The 18,291-nt window shown below is 59.8% G+C and carries 15 protein-coding genes; 3 read left to right on the forward strand and 12 right to left on the reverse strand.

The window, feature by feature from the left end:
* Positions 1–36 precede the first annotated feature (36 nt).
* On the forward strand, positions 37–2,289 hold the full coding sequence (locus RMV17_RS00955; RefSeq protein ID WP_311884907.1) for a glycoside hydrolase: 2,253 nt from the start codon (positions 37–39) through the stop codon (positions 2,287–2,289).
* 1 nt (position 2,290) lies between these two features.
* Here RMV17_RS00955 and RMV17_RS00960 read toward each other — a convergent pair whose 3' ends face one another.
* From RMV17_RS00960 to RMV17_RS01015, 12 genes are all read right to left on the reverse strand, one after another.
* Positions 2,291–2,917, reverse strand: a complete 627-nt coding sequence (locus RMV17_RS00960; RefSeq protein WP_311884909.1) for a class I SAM-dependent methyltransferase — start codon at positions 2,915–2,917, stop codon at positions 2,291–2,293.
* An 88-nt stretch (positions 2,918–3,005) separates the two neighbouring features.
* The gene (locus tag RMV17_RS00965; protein ID WP_016983642.1) at positions 3,006–3,650 is read right to left on the reverse strand and encodes a methionine ABC transporter permease; all 645 of its coding nucleotides are present in this window, start codon (positions 3,648–3,650) and stop codon (positions 3,006–3,008) included.
* Positions 3,640–4,761 (reverse strand): ATP-binding cassette domain-containing protein, encoded by a 1,122-nt coding sequence (locus tag RMV17_RS00970; protein ID WP_311884912.1) that lies wholly within the window; start codon positions 4,759–4,761, stop codon positions 3,640–3,642. Before RMV17_RS00970 ends, RMV17_RS00965 begins: the two co-directional genes overlap by 11 nt.
* Positions 4,762–4,763: 2 nt before the next feature.
* A complete protein-coding gene (locus RMV17_RS00975; RefSeq protein WP_311884914.1) occupies positions 4,764–5,573 on the reverse strand; it encodes a MetQ/NlpA family ABC transporter substrate-binding protein in 810 nt (269 codons plus the stop codon).
* A 125-nt stretch (positions 5,574–5,698) separates the two neighbouring features.
* On the reverse strand, positions 5,699–7,057 hold the full coding sequence (locus RMV17_RS00980) for an LLM class flavin-dependent oxidoreductase (protein ID WP_311884916.1): 1,359 nt from the start codon (positions 7,055–7,057) through the stop codon (positions 5,699–5,701).
* Positions 7,057–8,250, reverse strand: a complete 1,194-nt coding sequence (locus tag RMV17_RS00985) for an SfnB family sulfur acquisition oxidoreductase (RefSeq protein ID WP_311884918.1) — start codon at positions 8,248–8,250, stop codon at positions 7,057–7,059. Before RMV17_RS00985 ends, RMV17_RS00980 begins: the two co-directional genes overlap by 1 nt.
* A gap of 25 nt (positions 8,251–8,275) precedes the next feature.
* Positions 8,276–9,517 (reverse strand): SfnB family sulfur acquisition oxidoreductase, encoded by a 1,242-nt coding sequence (locus RMV17_RS00990; RefSeq protein ID WP_311884920.1) that lies wholly within the window; start codon positions 9,515–9,517, stop codon positions 8,276–8,278.
* Between the two features lie 268 nt (positions 9,518–9,785).
* Positions 9,786–10,550 (reverse strand): hypothetical protein, encoded by a 765-nt coding sequence (locus tag RMV17_RS00995; RefSeq protein WP_311884922.1) that lies wholly within the window; start codon positions 10,548–10,550, stop codon positions 9,786–9,788.
* 473 nt (positions 10,551–11,023) lie between these two features.
* Positions 11,024–11,773, reverse strand: coding sequence for an L-cystine ABC transporter ATP-binding protein TcyN (gene tcyN / locus RMV17_RS01000; protein WP_034151861.1), 750 nt, complete (start codon positions 11,771–11,773; stop codon positions 11,024–11,026).
* Between the two features lie 2 nt (positions 11,774–11,775).
* Positions 11,776–12,492 (reverse strand): cystine ABC transporter permease, encoded by a 717-nt coding sequence (tcyL, locus tag RMV17_RS01005; RefSeq protein WP_311884926.1) that lies wholly within the window; start codon positions 12,490–12,492, stop codon positions 11,776–11,778.
* On the reverse strand, positions 12,492–13,292 hold the full coding sequence (gene tcyJ, locus RMV17_RS01010) for a cystine ABC transporter substrate-binding protein (RefSeq protein WP_034151862.1): 801 nt from the start codon (positions 13,290–13,292) through the stop codon (positions 12,492–12,494). The genes tcyL and tcyJ overlap by 1 nt, the downstream gene beginning before the upstream one ends.
* 310 nt (positions 13,293–13,602) lie before the next feature.
* Positions 13,603–14,595 (reverse strand): D-cysteine desulfhydrase, encoded by a 993-nt coding sequence (locus RMV17_RS01015; RefSeq protein WP_311884928.1) that lies wholly within the window; start codon positions 14,593–14,595, stop codon positions 13,603–13,605.
* Between the two features lie 190 nt (positions 14,596–14,785).
* Here RMV17_RS01015 and epsC point away from each other — a divergent pair, with 190 nt between their 5' ends.
* Positions 14,786–15,712: a serine O-acetyltransferase EpsC gene (gene epsC, locus RMV17_RS01020; protein ID WP_034151864.1), complete on the forward strand. Its 927-nt coding sequence runs from the start codon at positions 14,786–14,788 to the stop codon at positions 15,710–15,712.
* Positions 15,713–16,306: 594 nt separating this feature from the next.
* Positions 16,307–18,268: a choline transporter BetT gene (gene betT / locus RMV17_RS01025; RefSeq protein ID WP_311887007.1), complete on the forward strand. Its 1,962-nt coding sequence runs from the start codon at positions 16,307–16,309 to the stop codon at positions 18,266–18,268.
* The last annotated feature ends 23 nt before the right edge of the window (positions 18,269–18,291 follow it).

Consider the following 18,291-nt stretch of genomic DNA (forward strand, 5'->3'; position numbering starts at 1 on the left):
TTACCGTCCTTCCTCCATGTGGAGGAGGGACGCCTGATGTCGACGGTCACTTGCTGGCTGCGCCAACTGCTGTTAATGGCCGGTTTGTGCCTTTCGCCCGCATCGCTGGCCGAAACGCTGCTGCAAAACCCGCTGTGGCGCGTACAACTCGACCCCGCAACCCTCGCTGTGCGAGTTACTCCGGTCAACGGCGCGACTGTGCAGGCCTCGACGGGTGTCGTCGCGCACAGGGTCAGCAACCTGGTGCAACGCGACAATCGCGTCGAATGGCAATGGGACGATGGCGCCTGGTCACTCAGCGTTGATCTCGATCAACGCGACCTGAACTTCTCGATCACCGCACGCGCCGCGTCTGAACTTGAGGTCTTGCGCCAGCCCGGCAATGCCATGGGCGAGGGCCTGATCTGGCCCTTGGCCGAGGGCCATTATGTGCCGCGCGGCGATCCGGTGTGGCAGGCGTTTCTGGTGAGTCAAGGGGTGCTCAATGCCACTCAGGATATGAGTCTGCCGATCTGGGGCGTCGAGCATGAGGGATTCAGCCTCAACTGGTTGCTGACCAACCCCTACAACAAGCAACTGCTGTTCAGCGCTGAGGGCGATACGCTCGCTTTGTCGGTGCGGCATCAATTCACCTCACTCAAGCCGTCGACAGCGCTGACGTTCAGCCTGTTTCTGGGTGAGGCCGAGCCGCTGGCCAGTGCCAAGCGCTATCGACAATGGTTGATCGACACCGGTCGTCACGAAAGCCTGAGCCGCAAGCTTGAGAAAACACCGGCGTCGCGAAAGCTGTTGGGCGCCAGTCATGTCTACCTGTGGGGTAACGATCTGCTGGGGCAAAAGGATGTGCGTAACTGGCCGGCGTTGCTTGGCAAGTTGCGCGGCCAGACTGACCTTGCCGGTGCGTTGCGCGGCGGCATGGATGGTGAAGCCTTGCAACTGCTCGCCACGCAGACCGTGCTCAATCGTTATCAGCAAAGCATTCTGCTGCGTAGCCTCAATCGGGCGCTGAACTCTCAGGCGCGCAAAACCTGGCAAGCCCGCGCGGTGCCGGACATGCATGCACTGGTCAACGGTTACGCTGCCCTGCGTGGCCAACTGGCCCGCGAATTCGCCGGTGCCGTGACAGCCAGTCCCGAGCAATGGGGCAGCACCCTGTCGCTGGATACCATTGAGCAATTGCAAAACGCCGGGCTGTCGCGCTTATGGCTGGGTCTTGGCGAGGGCTGGGAGGGCGGGCTCTGGCATCCCGAGGCGGTTCGAGCAGGCGTGCAGGCCGGGTATCTGCTGGCGCCGTATGATTCTTACGAGACGGCGCTGAGTCGGGATGAGAACCCGGACTGGACCACCGCGCATCTGGGTGACACGGCTTACCGCGAGTGCGCCATCGTGCTGGAAAATCGCACGCTGAAAAGCGGCTTTCAGCAATCGGGTCATTACACCGACCCACGTTGCGTGCGCCCTTTGCTGGAGAAACGAGTCAAAGCGGTCAGCGTCGCCGCCGGTTTCAACAGTTGGTTTCTCGATGCCTACGCCACCGGCATGTTGTTCGACAGCTACCGCGCGGACGCCCCCATGACGCAGGCGCAGAATGCCGAGGGCAACGTCGCGGCGTCGCGCTGGATCAACGAAACGCTGCAATTGCCCAGCGGCTCCGAGGATGGCAATGCGACCACGGCTCAAGGCGTGCTGTTCGCCCATGGCATGCAGACACCGGTGATCGGTTGGGGCGATGCTGACATGAGTAAAAATCCGGATTCGGAATACTTTGTCGGCAAATGGTTTCCGCCGGAGCAACCGGCCGTGTTCTTCAAATCCGTGCCAATAAAGGAACCGTTGCGGCGCATTCACTTTGACCCGGCCAGCCGTTTGCCGCTGTATCAAGCGGTGTTCCACGATTCGCTCATCACCACCCATCACTGGTTGTTCGACAGCCTTAAACCGAGCAACGCAAGGGTGGAAAACGAACTGACGCAATTGCTCTACAACGTGCCGCCGCTGTACCACCTGAGTGCGGCAACGCTGGCGCAACGACTGCCGCTGATGGCCCGTCAGGACGCATTCTTCCGTCCGCTGCATGAGCGCCTGGCGACGCAGGCGCTGACCGGTTTCCAATGGCTGAGCGAAGATCGGCAGGTGCAGCAGACTTCATTTGAAGACGGCACTCGGCTGCTGGCCAACTTCGCTCCAGCCCAGCGTGAAGTGGACAACCAGACCCTGCCCGGCGAAAGCATCACCGTGCTGCTGCCGGAAGGTACCGTCAGCCACTACCGGGTGCAGGCAACTCCCTGACTCAGCCTTTGCGCCAGACGCTGGCCAACCACGGCTGCTGCTCGCGCGGCAGGCCGGCGGGACGGAAGTAGTGTTCCAGTTCGACGAATCCGGCGCGGACAAGCAGCCCGCGCCATGCCTCCAGATCGTGATACGAGCCATAGCGCGGCCCGTTCCAGCCCTCGCGGTTATCCCCACGCGGGTTAGAGCTGAACAGCACACCGCCCGGTTTCAAGGTATCGCGCAGCTGTTGCAAAACCCGTGGCAATTCCTGCAATGGCACATGAAACAGCACCGCATTGGCGAAGATTCCGTCGAAGCGTTCAGCCGGCAGATCGAGCTTCAGAAAGTCCTGTTGCAGCACCTCGCAACCACTGTCCTCGCGGGCCATTCGCGCAAACTCTTGCGAACCATCCAGCCCTACGGCGATGTGACCCATACGCGTAAACGTCTGCAAGTCCCGCCCCGGCCCGCAGCCGAAATCCAGAACCGTGAACGGCGCCACCCCTTGAATATGCCGCAGCAACGCATCGATGTTCTGGCTGACATCGTGGTCGCGGGTGCCTTCACGGAAGTCTTCAGCCACCGAGTTGTAGTGGCCGAGGGTGGTGGCGGTGATCTGTTCGAGATCGTTGGGGGTCTGCTTCATGGTAGGGATACGCGGGCAATTGGGATTTGCCGAATATACGCCATGAAGCGATAGCGGTTGTGAAGTTGCTACATGAGCTCGGCCAGGCTCAGCGCTTGTTCAACCCCCGCGCCAACCGATCCCCGCCCAACTGAATCACCGCCACCAACGCCACCAGCAAGACAATCACCGTCAACATGATCTGGCTGTCAAAGCGCTGATAGCCGTAGCGATAGGCGATATCCCCCAACCCGCCAGCGCCAATCGCCCCGGCCATCGCGGAAGAGTTGATCATCGTCACCAGCGTGATGGTGAACCCGCCGACAATCCCCGGCAGCGCTTCTGGCAACAACACATGCCAGACAATGTGCCAGCGCCGGCAGCCCATCGCTTGCGCCGCTTCGATCAAACCATGATCGACCTCGCGCAGACTCACTTCGGCAATCCGCGCAAAGAACGGTGTTGCCGCAATCGTCAGCGGCACAACCGCAGCCCAGACACCGTAGGTGGTGCCGACAATCAACCGGGTAAACGGAATCAGCGCGACCATCAGAATCAGAAACGGGATCGAGCGGAACAGGTTCACGAACGCGCCCAAGGCGCGATTGAGTATCGGCGCTTCATAGATCCCGCCCTTGTCGCTGGTGACCAGAATCACCGCCATGGGAATCCCCGCCAGCAGGGCGATCAGCGACGACACACCGACCATCAGGAAGGTGTCGATAAAGCCTTGCAGCAAGCGATCAAGCCACATAACCCAATACCTCCACTCGTTGCGCCCATGGTGCGGCGCGCTCGCGTAATTGTTCGGCGCTGAACGCTGAACCGCTGATGGCCAACAACAGTTGCCCGAGCGCATGCCCCTGAATCCGCTCAACGCCGCCCTGAAGCAACTTCACCCGGCCGCCGAGCGCTGTGAACAGCGCGGCCAGATCCGGTTCATCACTGGCGCTGCCGGTGAACTGCAGACGCAACACCACAGCAGCGTCGGAGGCGGTGGGCTGCGTTTGCAAACGACTCTGCAGCTCTTCCGGCAACGCGTGTTGCAGCGGTGCGAGCAAGGTCTGGCTGACTTCGTGCTGCGGATTGCCGAACACTTCCCAGACCGGGCCTTGCTCGACAATCCGACCGTGCTCAAGCACCACGACGCGGTCGCAGATTTCGCGGATCACTGCCATTTCATGGGTAATCAATACGATGGTCAGGCCCAGGCGTTTATTGATCTCGCGCAGCAGGCCGAGGATCGACTGCGTGGTCTCCGGGTCGAGCGCCGAAGTGGCCTCGTCGCAGAGCAGAATATCCGGGTCATGCACCAGCGCGCGGGCGATGCCGACACGCTGTTTCTGCCCGCCGGATAGCTGCGCCGGATAAGCCTTGTGCTTTTCCTGCAGGCCAACCAGTTCGAGCAGTTCGCGCACCTTTTTCTCGCGTTGTGCTTTCGGCACACCCGCGACTTTCAGCGGCAGTTCGACGTTCTGCCAAACAGTCTTGGCCGACATCAGATTGAAGTGCTGGAAGATCATGCCGATGCGCCGGCGCAAAGCGACGAGACGATCTTCATCGAACTCGCCGATGTCGACCTGATCGATCAGCACCCGCCCCGACGTCGGTTGCTCCAGACGATTGATCGTACGGATCAGCGATGACTTGCCGGCGCCGCTGCGGCCGATGATGCCGAACACTTCGCCGCGCTGAATCGCCAGATCGATGCCCTGCAAAGCCGCGACCGGGCCTTGCCGGCCGTTGTAGGTTTTGCCCAGACCGATGAAGCGTACGTGGGCGCGATTCAGCTCGGGGTGCAGCTCGGTTTTTTCAGCATTGTGGGGCTCTGGAATATCCAGTCGCCGTTGGATCGCGGCCGTCATGCTCAGCTTTCCCAACCGGCTTGATACAGCTTGCCGTGGGCCTTATCCAGTGCCGCGCGAACGGCTGGTGAGTGCTGGTAGATGTCGACGAACTTGATCAGGCGCGGATCGGTTTTGCTCTTCGGCTGGATGACGAACTGAATCACGTATTCCTTGTGGTCGAGGCCGTCGAACAGCAGCGCCGAACCGGCATCGAAGGTCTTCGCCAGACGAATGTAGGCCGGGTAGCCCTGGACCAGATCGGCGTCGTCATAGGCGCGTACCAATTGCACGGCTTCGACCTGGAGGATTTTGATCTTCTTCGGGTTGGCGACGATGTCGTCTTCGGTAGCCTTGTAGCCGACGCCCGGTTTCAGCGTGATCAAACCGGCCTTGGCCAGCAGCTGCAAACCACGGCCGCTGTTGATCGGGTCGTTGGCGATGGCGACGCTGGCGCCTTCTGGCAGCTCATCGAAGCTTTTGTATTTTTTCGAGTAGAGACCAACGTTGTTGATGATCCCCGGGGCGAACGGCACCAGATCAAAACCCGCGGCGGCTTTGGCGTTTTCCAGGAACGGGATGTGCTGGAAGTAGTTCACGTCGATGTCGCCGGCGGCGAGGCTGACGTTCGGTGCGATCCAGTCGGTGAACTCCACTAACTCAACTTTGAGGCCCTGTTTGGAGGATTCTTCGACGGCGGCTTCCAGCGGAATGGCGAAGGCGGCGGTGGTGCCGATTTTCAACGGGGCGTCGGCGGCGAAGATCGCCGAGCTGAACAGGCCGAGGGCCAGGGCCAGTGCTTTGACTGGGTGAGACAGGGTTTTCTGGGTCATGATGGTTTTCCAGTCAGTGCATAAGATTTGTGGTGCCTGTTGCGGCCTCATCGCTGGCAAGCCAGCTCCCACAGGTTTTGTGAACGCCACAGACCCTTGTGGGAGCTGGCTTGCCAGCGATGCTTTTAGCGGCGAAACGAGGAGCCGGTGTGTTGCTCGGGCAACTGCGCCTCTCCGTGAAACAGCTTCTCGCGCAAGCTGCCGCTGTCGTACGCAGTCTTGTACGACCCGCGCCGCTGCAACTCGGGAATCACCAGCTCAATAAAATCGACATAGCTTTCAGGGGTAACAATGCGGGTCAGGTTGAAACCATCGAGGCCGGTCTCGGCAATCCACGATTCCAGTTCATCCGCGACTTGCTCAGGCGAACCGACCACGGTGATGTAACGGCCACCGAGCGCGTGCTGGTCGAGCAATTTGCGCCGGGTCCAGTCGTTGTTCTGCAGGTTCTTGGTGGCTGACTGAATGGCGTTGCTCTTCACGTACTGGATCGGTTCGTCGATCCCGTACTGGGAAAAATCGATGCCGGTAGAGGCGGAAAAATGCGCCACACCGGCCTCGGCGCTGGCGTAACTCAGGTACTCGGCGTGCTTGGCCCACGCGGCTTCTTCCGTCGCGCCGACAATCACGTTAAGGCCCATGAACACCTTGATGTCCTCAGGGTTACGCCCGGCTTCCACGGCGCTGGCGCGGACCTTGTCGACCTGAACCCTGGTCGACGGTTTATTCTGGCCGCTGATGAACACGCACTCGGCATGGCGCCCGGCGAACAGCAAACCGCGATCGGAGCTGCCGGCCTGAAACAGCACCGGCGTGCGCTGCGGCGATGGTTCACAAAGGTGATAACCCTCGACCTGATAAAACTCGCCCTTGTGCTCGACCTTGTGCACTTTTTCGGGGTTGGCGTAGATCCGCTGCTCGCGGTCATTGAGCACCGCGCCGTTTTCCCAGCTGCCTTCCCAGAGTTTGTAGAGCACTTCCAGGTACTCCTCGGCCTGGTCGTAGCGACGGTCATGTTCGACCTGCTCGCTGAGGCCCATGGCTTTGGCGGCGCTGTCGAGGTAACCGGTGACGATGTTCCAGCCGACGCGACCACGGCTCAGATGATCGAGCGTCGACATGCGCCGGGCGAACAGATACGGCGGCTCATAGGTGAGGTTAGCGGTCAGGCCGAAGCCGAGGTTTTTCGTCACCGCAGCCATCGCTGAAACCAGCAGCAACGGATCGTTGACCGGCAACTGGATCGACTCTTTGAGCGTGACGTCGACCGAGTTCTGATAGACGTCGTACACACCAACGATGTCGGCGATGAACAAGCCGTCGAACAGCCCGCGCTCCAGCAATTGCGCCAGTTCCGTCCAGTACTCGATGGTGTTGTAGCGCGTTGAGGTGTCGCGCGGATGCGTCCACAGGCCATGGTTGATGTGGCCGATGCAGTTCATGTTGAACGCGTTGAGCAGGATCTTCTTTTTCCCGGCGCTCATCAGATCGTCCCTCGCAACGGAGGGTTTTCGTCATTGAGGTAGTAGTTGCCCACCGCGTGATACTTCCAGCGCACCGGGTCGTGCAAGGTGTGCACGCGGGCGTTGCGCCAGTGACGGTCGAGGCCGTGCTCGATCAGGGTCGCCTGGCTTCCAGCCAGTTCGAACAGCGTGCTGCCGGCGGCCAAAGAGATTTCAGTACTGATCGCCCGTGCTTCGGCGACGGCAATCGAGGCGGCGGCGACGGTCTCTGCTTTGGTCTCGGCTTGCGCGGTGTCGAGGAATTCGCCAGCACGTTCGAGCAAGGCTTCGGTGGCATGCAGGCGAATGCTCAAGTGGCCAAAGCTTTTCAGCGTCAGCGGGTCTTCGGTGGCTTTGTCGTTGCCGGAATCGATCCACGGCCGGGTCTTGCTGCGCACAAAATGCAGCGCGTCTTCGTAAGCGGCGCGCGCGATGCCGGTGTCGATGGCCGCGTGAAGGATCTGCGCCAGCGGGCCGACGGTGGTTGGACGTTCAAACGCGCTTTGAAACGGCAGCACGTCTTCAGCCGCGACGTACACGTCTTCGAACACCACCGAACCGCTGCCGGTGGTGCGCTGGCCGAAGCCGCTCCAGTCGTCGATCACGGTCAGGCCTTTGCTGTCGCGGGGGACGAAGGCCAGTTGCTGTACACCGTTTTCATCCACCACAGAAGTGGGAATGCGCTGTGCGTAAATCGCGCCGGTCGCATAGAACTTGCGGCCGTTGATGCGATAGCCGTCACCGTCGCGCTTGAGACTGGTGACGCGGTCGTGAGCGGTTTTGGTGCCCAGTTCCGCCAGGGCATTGCCGAAGCGCTGGCCGGCGAGAACCTCGGCGTACAGCCGTTGTTTTTGCGCGTGGCTGCCGTTTACGCGCAGCACTTCCAGTGCGTAGAAATGGTTCTGCGGAATCTGCCCAAGCGAGCCGTCAGCCTGAGCGATCAGGGCAATGACTTTGGCCAGAGTTACGTTGGACACGCCAGCGCCGCCGTATTCCTTGGGTACGCTGATGCCCCACAGGCCCGAGCGGGAAAACACGTCGAGTTCCGGTAATGGCAAGCGACGTTCACGGTCGCGCAGGGCGCTGTCGCGTTTGAAATCTTCGGCCAGGTCGCTGGCGACGATCAGGGCTTGCTCATCGCTGGTGATGACCGCGACGTGATGGGAAAAAGTCATAGGTTTCTCCAGATGTCTGGTCGTCTCAGATCCAGGAATGGCGAGCAGGCAAAGTGCCGTTGAGGCGATAGGCGCCGACCGCGTGATATTTCCAGCGCACCGGGTCATGCAGGGTGTGCACGCGGGCGTTGCGCCAGTGGCGGTCGAGGTTGAATTCGGCGAGGGTGGCGCGGCTGCCGGCCAGTTCGAAAAGCTTTTCGCTGGCGAGCAAGGAAATCTCGGTGGTCAGTACTTTCGCTTCGGCCACGGCGATCGAAGCGCGGGCGGCAGATTCGGCAGTGAGCGGCGCAGCGTGTACTTGATCGAGAACCTGCCCGGCCTTGCGCAGCAGCGCTTCGGCGGCGTGCAGTTCGATTTTCAGTTTGCCGATATCGGCGATCACATAGAGGTCATCGCTGGCGCGATCAACCTTGGCATCGATCCACGGCCGTGCACGGGTTTTGACGAACTCGATGGCGTCGTCAATGGCGCCGCGGGCGATACCAGCGTCGATGGCGGCTTGAATCAGCTGCGACACCGCGCCTTGGGTGTTCGGGGTTTCGTTGATCTTCCAGTTGTCGACCACCAGGCTCGACTCGACACGCACGTTGTTCAGCAGAATCGTACCGCTGGCGGTGGTGCGCTGACCGAAGCCCGACCAGTCATCAACGATGCGCAGCCCCGGCGTGCCGCGACGGACGAAGGCCAGCACTTGCTTGCCGTCATCGTTGAGCGCCTTGACCGCGACCCAGTGCGCAAACAGCGCGCCGGTGGAATAGAACTTCTGGCCGTTGATCACGTAATCGTCGCCGTCGGCGGTGATCCGCGCTTTCAACTCCAAGGTGTTTTTGGTGCCGCGTTCCGGGCCGGCATTGCCGATGCGCCAACCTTCCAGGACGCTCTGGAACAGCTGTTGTTTCTGCGCTTCGGTGGCGCTGCCGAGCAACAGATTGATGATGCCGAACTGGTTCTGCGGGATCTGTCCCAATGCCGGGTCGGCCGCAGAAATGATTGCGAAAACTTCGGCCAGTGTAACGAACGAGACCTGCGGGCCGCCGTATTCGCGCGGGATGGCGATGCTGCCCAGGCCGCTACGGGTGAACTGTTCGATTTCCGACCATGGCAGCTTGCGCTGGCGGTCGCGTTTGGCGGCCTGCACGCGGGCGACTTGCGCCAGCTCATGGGCGGCCTTGATGGCTTGGGCGTCGTTGCGCAAGACCTGCGCGGGCAACAACAACGGGGCGATGTCCAGATCCGACTGGACGTTTGCGTCTGCCAGACTGGACATCAGTGCCGCTCCTTGGCTGCACGCAATGCCCTGGCGATCTGCACTGGGGTGATTGTGTTCCGGACCATACTACCTACCTCACATCTCATGAAAAACGCCGCAAGAGTGCGGCGAACGAAAGAATGTCCGGTGGTCCGGTTCATATACCCTAAGCGTGTATAAATATTAAATAAACTAACTTTTAGGAATATGTATAGAAGAGGTGATGGTCGGATTGGTTAAGAATTTTCAGGTGAGGGGGATAAACCCCCACCATCGGCCAGACACATCAATCCTTGCGCGATTCGGCCGCCTTGAGTTCGTGCCTCAGAGGGACTTTCAGATAAGGATTCAAGCAACCGATCTTCAAGGTGCGTGGCGGCGCCCAGCGAGAGTTGTTGCCGACTCGATCGAGAATGCAATACGTCACGTCCAGCCGTAGATCCTCGCCCGCTTCGTCAATCACCGACGGTGGTACCCAGACCTGAATCGGCAAGCCGATATCTGCGGCGGTGACTGGCGCCAGATCCATGCGCACATCACCCCAGCGCAAGGTGATGGCGTCGTCCTCGGCCATGTTCAGGTACGGCTCGATGGTCAGCGGTACGCCGCGTTTGATCTGATTCGGGTTCACGCCCTGACGGCGAATCGCATCGGGGATTGTCACGGGTGCCAGTTGCTGGTTTTCATCGGCGCTCAACGCTGAAGGTTGCCCACCGGGGCAGTCCAGTTTGACTTGCACTCGCGTCGCCGGCGAAAACGCCGGCCCCTGACCGACCTGCATCACCCGGTAGTGAATGCGCGCGGTGCCGTTGGCAATGAAACTCTCCGGTACCCGCAGGCTGACTGCCGCGCCGACGTCGTCGGCCTTCAGCACTCTGGAAGCGACATAGCATTTGTTCCAGAACAGTTCGATGAGGTCTCCGCTGTCCATATCGGGGTAGGGCGGTACCTCAATCTGCAGATGTGCGGCGGCGGTCAGATTGATGCCGGTTTTTTGCGCTGGCGCGAGGATCGGCGCTGCCAGTTCGGGGGTATGCGAAGTGCGGGTCATCGATTTCTCTCCTTGAAGCCTTGCAGCGAAGTCCGTTTCTGAAATAAACAAAAGACGTGAATAAACTGGCAATAAAACTTTAATTTTTATTCAGCTTGAATACGGGGTTGTTGAACTAAGTGGTGCTGGTTGTCGACTAGATAAGAGTGTGTGGGAAGGGGTGTCAATAGACGATATTAGTTAATCCGTGAATTACGAATTAATCAGAAGCTTCCTACGTTGCTGTGGCCTTATGCCTAGGTGCTAAAGCGAAATAGACCACGGAACTCAGGGGCTTTTTGCGGATTTTTGCGCAGGTTTATTCGAATGCGATCGTGCGGGGTGGTCTGGGTTTCAGGCAGGCGTTATCTGTTGCAGAACATATATATGTACCGCGCCGAATAAGGTTTTCTGGATAAGGGTGAAGGTGTGGGATGGGCTTTGATAAAAGGTAACTTCCATCCGTGGAAGTTTTCGATAGTGTAATTAAGTTCTCAGGCGTGATTAAGGAACTTGCTGAGAAACTGTTGAGTGCGTTCTTCTTTCGGGTTGGCAAACAACGCTTTGGCTTCACCTTGCTCGACAATCACGCCTTTGTCGAAAAACACCACACGGTTGGCCACGTCGCGAGCAAACCCCATCTCGTGGGTGACGATCACCATGGTGCGTTTCTCTTCAGCCAGGCCACGAATGGTCGCCAGCACTTCGCCGACCAGTTCCGGGTCGAGCGCCGAGGTTGGTTCGTCGAACAATATCACTTCAGGCTCCATCGCCAGCGCCCGGGCAATTGCCACACGCTGTTGCTGACCACCAGAGAGACGACGGGGATAAGCGTCCTCTTTGCCGGCAAGTCCGACCTTGGCCATCAGCTTCTTGCCTAGGGCAATTGCCTCGTCGCGCGGCATCTTCTTGACCACGATCGGGCCTTCGATGACGTTCTCCAAAGCGGTGCGATGCGGGAACAGGTTGAAGTTCTGAAACACGAAGCCGACGTGCTGGCGCAGGTTGCGCACCAGCGCTTGCTGCTGGTTCAGCGGGCGGCTGGTATCGATTTCGATATCGCCGACCTTGATCCGGCCACTGGTGGGTTGTTCAAGGAAATTCAGGCAGCGCAGGAACGTCGTTTTCCCCGAACCACTGGGGCCGATGATCGCGACGACTTCACCTTCCTTGACCTCCAGGTCGATGCCGTTGAGCACGACCTGACCCTTGAATTGCTTGGTCAGTTTTTCCACGACAATCATCGTCAGGACTCCTGGTCGTGCCGATTGACCCGCTCTTCCAACTTGTTCTGGAAGTGCGAAAGCACCGTGGCCAGAATCCAGTAGATCAGCGCGGCGGCAAGATACATGGTGAAGACTTCGAAAGTCCGGGCGGTAATCAATTGCGCCTGACGGAACAGCTCCGGCACCTGAATGGTGGCGGCCAGTGCCGTGTCCTTGACCAGCGAGATGAAGCTGTTGCCCAGCGGCGGCAACGCCGTGCGCATCGCTTGCGGCAGGATGGCTCGGCGCAGGGTTTGCGCGCGGGTCATGCCGATACTCGCAGCGGCTTCCCACTGACCGCGTTCGATCGAACCGATCGCGGCGCGCAGAATTTCACAGGCGTAAGCGGCCATGTTCAGCGAGAAGCCGATCAGCGCCGCCGGTAGCGGATCCAGCTCGATTCCCAGTTGCGGGAAGCCGTAATAGATCACGAACAGCTGCACCAGTAGCGGCGTGCCGCGAAAGAACGACACGTAGACGCGCGCCAGCCAGCTCAATGATTTGAAGCGCGACAGGCGCATCAACGCCAGGCCGAAGCCGAGCAGCAAGCCGAAGAACATCCCGCCGAGGCTGAGGACTACCGTGTAGTACGCGCCCTTGAGAAGAAAGGGCGCGGAGTCCAGCAACAGCGCCGTGGTTTCGGCGATTTGCTGGCTCAACTGCGGGAAGTGCGCTTCGAATTGAAATCCAGCTTCCATTATTTAGTGACGTCTGCGTTGAAGTACTTCTCGGACAGCTTCTTCAAAGTGCCGTCTGCACGCAGTTCGTCGATGGCCTTGTTCACGGCAGCCAGCAGTTCAGGTTCGCCTTTGCGCAGAGCAACGCCGGCTTCCTGACGGGAGAAAGCTTCACCGGCAGCGACGGTTTTTGGCGCTTTCTTGGCGTATTCCAGTGCGGCCAGACGGTCGATCAGGATGGCGTCGGTGCGACCGTTGTTGAGGTCGGCGAACTTGGTCGGGTCATCATCGTAAGTGCGCACGTCAGCGCCTGGCACGTTGGCGCGGACCCACTGTTCGTAGTTGGTACCCAGGCCGACACCGACTTTCTTGCCGGACAGGTCATTGGCGGTCTTGATGTTCAACGCGGCTTCTTTGCTCTTCAGCACCAGCGCCTGAATCCCGGAAACGGTGTACGGCTCGGAGAAGTCATACTTCTTCTTGCGTTCTTCGGAGATGGTCACCTGGTTGACCACGACGTCCAGACGCTTGGATTCCAGCGCGGCGAGGATGCCGTCCCACTTGGTTGGCTGAATCTTGGCTTTGACGCCGAGTTTTTGCGCCAGGGCTTCGGAGAGTTCGACTTCGAAACCGGACAGCTTGCCGTCGGCATCAACAAAGCTGAACGGTGGGTAAGTGCCTTCCAGGCCGACGTTGATAACGCCTTTGTCCTTGATCTGTTGCAGCTGCTCACCGGCCACTGCCTGGCCGATCAGACCGGCGCTCAGCGCCAGGCCCAGCGAACCCACCAGCAGATTGCGACGTAGTGCGGAAAAATTCATGACAAGCCCCTGTGTTTTCTTATGGAAGACGCTTAAGGAAAGTTGGCGAATTGATGATTCGTGCGCCTGCGTTATCGTGCCCTAAAGCAGCTTATGCGTCTTGCGCGAAATTCGCCTGCGGCGAGACTATAAGATGCCTTTGTTAGACTTGAAAATACTTAATAATTGAAATGTTATTCTTTATTGGAATATGAGAATCGTTCCCACGCTCTGCGTGGGAACGCCTCTAGGGACGCTCCGCGTTCCAGCGCTCAAGGGGACGCGGAGCGTCCACGGCTGCATTCCCACGCAGAGCGTGGGAACGATCTCGCTACAGGAAATCCTTGTAGGCAAACAACGCCGGCGCGCCACCGGTGTGCAGGAAGATGATCGGGCCTACATTGAAGCGCTGACGGCCGATACCATCGAGTAACCCAGCCATGGCCTTGCCGGTGTACACCGGATCGAGCAACACCGCTTCCTGACTCGCCAGCAATTTCACCGCCGCCAACGTCCCGGCATTCGGCTCGCCATAACGCGGGCCAAAGTATTCGTCCCACAACTCGACCTTGAAACTGGCCGGCAGTTCGACGCCGAGCAGCTCTGCCGTGCGTTCCGCCAGGCCCTGTACCTTCGGCCGCTGGTCTTCTTCACTGCGCGAAACGGTCACGCCAATCACCGGCAATTGCGGCAACACTTCGCTCAACGCCAACGCCAGACCGCTGTGAGTCCCGGCACTGCCTGAGGCCAACACTACAGCGGCGAAATTCAGGCCGGTGTCCTTGATCTGCTCGGCGAGCTCCAGACCGGCGCGCACATAACCCAGCGCACCGAGCGCATTGGAGCCACCGATCGGCACCAGATACGGCTTCTTGCCGTTGCTGCGCAAACGCACGGCGAGGGCAGCGAGTTGTTCGTCGGCGTTGTCGAGGTTGTCGACCAGCTCGACCTTGGCGTCGAACAGATCCAGCAGCAGGCGATTGCCGTTGCCGGTGTAGTTGCTATCGTCGGTACCCAACGGGTTTTCCAGCAGTGCTACGCAGCCGAGACCGAGTTTGGCGGCCAGTGCGGCGGTCTGGCGAACGTGGTTCGACTGCAGCGCCCCGGCGGTGATCAGCGTGTCGGCGCCTTGCGCCAAGGCGTCGGCGGCGAGGTATTCGAGTTTGCGCAGTTTGTTGCCGCCCATGGCCAGCGGCGTCAGGTCATCGCGCTTGATGTACACCTCGCGGCCGAGCCAGGTGGACAGGCGTTCGAGTTTTTCCAGTGGCGTCGGGTGGCCGAGCAGGTCGAGACGATTAAAGCGGTCCAGCTTTTGTTTGATCATGAGTCCGTACTGGCGGAGGAAGATGAAAGGACTATAGGCACGCGCTTTTGCAGGGGCAACCGCCAATCGCTTATAGCTAAATGAACTGACGCCAGCACTATCGGTTCTTAATTCGCCTTCGCGAGCATGCCGTAAAGTAGTCGCCGTTGACGCGGCCAGACAGTCCGGCCGCCCGTGAGGAGTCTTTACCGTGAGCGAGCGTTCCAGCCATTGGCAATTGCAGACCATCGTCAGCCAGCTGCGCAGCGCGCGGGATCAGTGGCGGGCACAGAACGGCCGGGCTTCCGGCGAACAGGGTGGCCGCGAGTTACCGTCGCGGGCAGCGATGGCGGAGATTCTTGAAGCATTCTGTGGCGCGCTGTTTCCGATGCGTTTGGGGCCGGTCGATCTGCGTGAAGAGAGTGAAGATTTCTACGTCGGCCACACCCTCGATGTCGCCCTGAATGCCTTGTTGGCGCAGACCCGTCTGGAGCTGCGTTACGTCGCTCGCCACAGCGCGCAGGCCGACACTGAAGTCGAGGCCCGCGCGATCCAGATCGTGCAGGATTTCGCCCTCGCATTGCCGGGCCTGCGCACGCTGCTCGACACTGATGTGCTGGCGGCCTATCACGGTGATCCGGCGGCGCGCAGTGTAGATGAAGTGCTGCTGTGCTACCCGGGGATCCTGGCGGTGATTCACCATCGTCTCGCCCACCATTTGTATCGCGCAGGTTTGCCGTTGCTGGCGCGGATCAGTGCGGAAATCGCCCATTCGGCGACCGGCATTGATATCCACCCGGGTGCGCAGATCGGCCGCAGCTTCTTTATCGATCACGGTACGGGCGTGGTGATCGGCGAGACCGCGATCATTGGTGAGCGGGTGCGGATTTATCAGGCGGTGACCTTGGGCGCCAAGCGCTTCCCGGCGGATGAAGACGGGCAGTTGCAGAAGGGCCATCCGCGCCATCCGATTGTTGAAGACGATGTGGTGATTTATGCGGGGGCGACGATTCTTGGGCGTATTACCATTGGCAAGGGTTCGACCATTGGCGGCAATGTATGGCTGACGCGCAGTGTGCCGGCGGGGTGCAATCTGACCCAGGCGAATTTGCAGCATGATGACGGGACGCAGAAGTAGGGGCAAAGCAAACCCTCATCGGAACGCCGCCCGCCCAGCCCTCTCCCAAAGGGAGAGGGGGCCGACCGAAGTGTCTTGCGTCATACATCGACCTGAAACACCGAGTCGATTATGGATTCGGTAAAGCAGGACCACGTCGGCGTATCTCTCAAATATCCCCCGATCAGCCTCTCTCCCTTTGGGAGAGGGAGTCGACCGAAGTGTCTTGCGTCATACATCAACCTGAAATACCGAGTCGATTATGGATTCGGCGAAGAAATTTCAGGTCGGCGTATCTCCCAAATATCCCCCAATCAGTCCCCTCTCCCTTTGGGAGAGGGCTAGGGTGAGGGGCTATTGAACGAATACCTTCAAACCCACGTCATACCCATCCTTGAGCTAGCGTAGGAAAACTACCGCCTAGCCGTACGATTAGTCCTTACCACCCCATCCATGTTTAACTTGAACGTTCATTCAAGTTAAACCGGTGGTTCGCTGCCCGCTCACAACAGGAGGCTTGCCTTTGCTGAGTCCGATCATTTCAGCCACGTTTCAACCCCTCGAGGTGCACGTTTCATGAGTGCATCGTCTACCCCCGCCAGTGGTCTGGTACGCATGAATCCGCCGGTGTTCTACTTCGCCGCGACGGTCATTCTGCTGTTTGGTCTCGTCGTCATCGCCATGCCTGAACAGGCCGGCGCCTGGCTGCTGGAAGCGCAAAACTGGGCGGCCAACACGGTCGGCTGGTACTACATGCTCGCGATGACCCTGTATCTGGTCTTCGTGGTGGTCACCGCCTTATCCGGCTACGGCAAGATAAAACTCGGTGCCGACCACGACGAACCCGAATTCAGTTACCTGTCCTGGGCCGGCATGCTGTTCGCCGCAGGGATCAGTATCACGCTGTTCTTTTTCTGTGTGTCCGAACCGCTGACCCACATGCTGCAGCCGCCGCAAGGCGAGGCGGGCACGGCGGATGCGGCGCGTCAGGCGATGCAGATCCTGTTTCTGCATTGGGGCCTGCATGGTTGGGGCGTGTTCGCCTTCGTCGGCATGGCGCTGGCGTATTTCGCCTACCGCCACAACCTGCCGCTGGCGCTGCGCTCGGCGCTGTATCCGCTGATTGGCAAACGCATCAACGGCCCCATCGGTTATGCGGTGGATGGCTTCGGCATCATTGCCACGGTGTTCGGTCTGGGCGCCGACATGGGCTTCGGCGTGCTGCACCTCAACTCCGGTCTCGACTACCTGTTCGGCATCGCTCACACCCAGTGGATTCAGGTCGGCCTGATCCCGCTGATGATGGGCGCGGCGATCATCGTGGCCGTCTCCGGCGTCGATAAAGGCGTGCGGGTGATGTCCGACATCAACATGCTGCTGGCCTGTGCGCTGCTGCTGTTCGTGTTGTTTGCCGGGCCCACGCAGCACCTGCTCAACACCTTGATCCAGAATATCGGCGACTACCTTGGCGCCTTGCCGATGAAGAGTTTCGACCTCTACGCCTACGATAAACCGAGCGACTGGCTCGGCGGCTGGACAGTGTTCTACTGGGCCTGGTGGATTGCATGGTCGCCGTTCGTGGGCCTGTTCATCGCACGGATTTCCCGTGGTCGCACCATCCGTGAATTCGTTTTCGGCGTGCTGTTGATTCCGCTCGGTTTCACCCTCGCGTGGATGTCGATCTTCGGCAACAGCGCAATCGATCAGGTACTCAACCACGGTATGAGTGCGCTGGGCATGTCCGCCCTCGACAACCCGTCGATGAGCATTTACCTGCTGCTGGAAACCTACCCGTGGAGCAAAACCGTCATTGCCGTGACGGTGTTTATCAGCTTCGTGTTCTTCGTCACCTCTGCCGACTCCGGCACGGTGGTGCTCTCGACCTTGTCGGCCAAGGGCGGCACCCCGGACGAAGACGGCCCGAAATGGCTGCGGGTGTTCTGGGGCGCGATGACCGCGCTGATCACCAGTGCGTTGCTGTTCTCCGGCAGCATCGATGCGCTGAAATCGGCGGTGGTGCTGACCTCGTTGCCGTTCTCGTTGATTCTGTTGCTGATGATGTGGGGCCTGCACAAGGCGTTCTATCTGGAGTCGCAGAAGCAGATTGCACAGTTGCATTCGCTGGCACCGGTCTCCGGTTCGCGACGTGGCACGGGTGGCTGGCGTCAGCGCTTGAGTCAGGCTGTGCATTTCCCGTCGCGTGACGAGGTGTACCGTTTCATGGACACCACGGTGCGCCCGGCGATTGAAGAAGTGACGGCGGTGTTCGTCGAGAAAGGCCTCAACGTGGTCACCCAGCCGGATCCGGCGAATGACAGCGTCAGCCTCGAAATCGGCCATGGTGATGCGCATCCGTTCATCTATCAGGTGCAGATGCGCGGCTACTTCACGCCGTCGTTCGCGCGTGGCGGCATGGGCTCCAAGCAGCTCAACAATCGTCGCTACTACCGCGCTGAAGTGCACTTGAGTGAGGGCAGTCAGGACTACGATCTGGTCGGCTACACCAAAGAGCAGATCATCAACGACATCCTCGACCAGTACGAACGCCACATGCAGTTCCTGCATCTGGTGCGTTGATCGGGAGCTGAGCGTCGGGACGG

The organism is Pseudomonas sp. VD-NE ins, assembly GCF_031882575.1.
Classification (GTDB): Bacteria; Pseudomonadota; Gammaproteobacteria; order Pseudomonadales; family Pseudomonadaceae; genus Aquipseudomonas; species Aquipseudomonas fluorescens_BZ.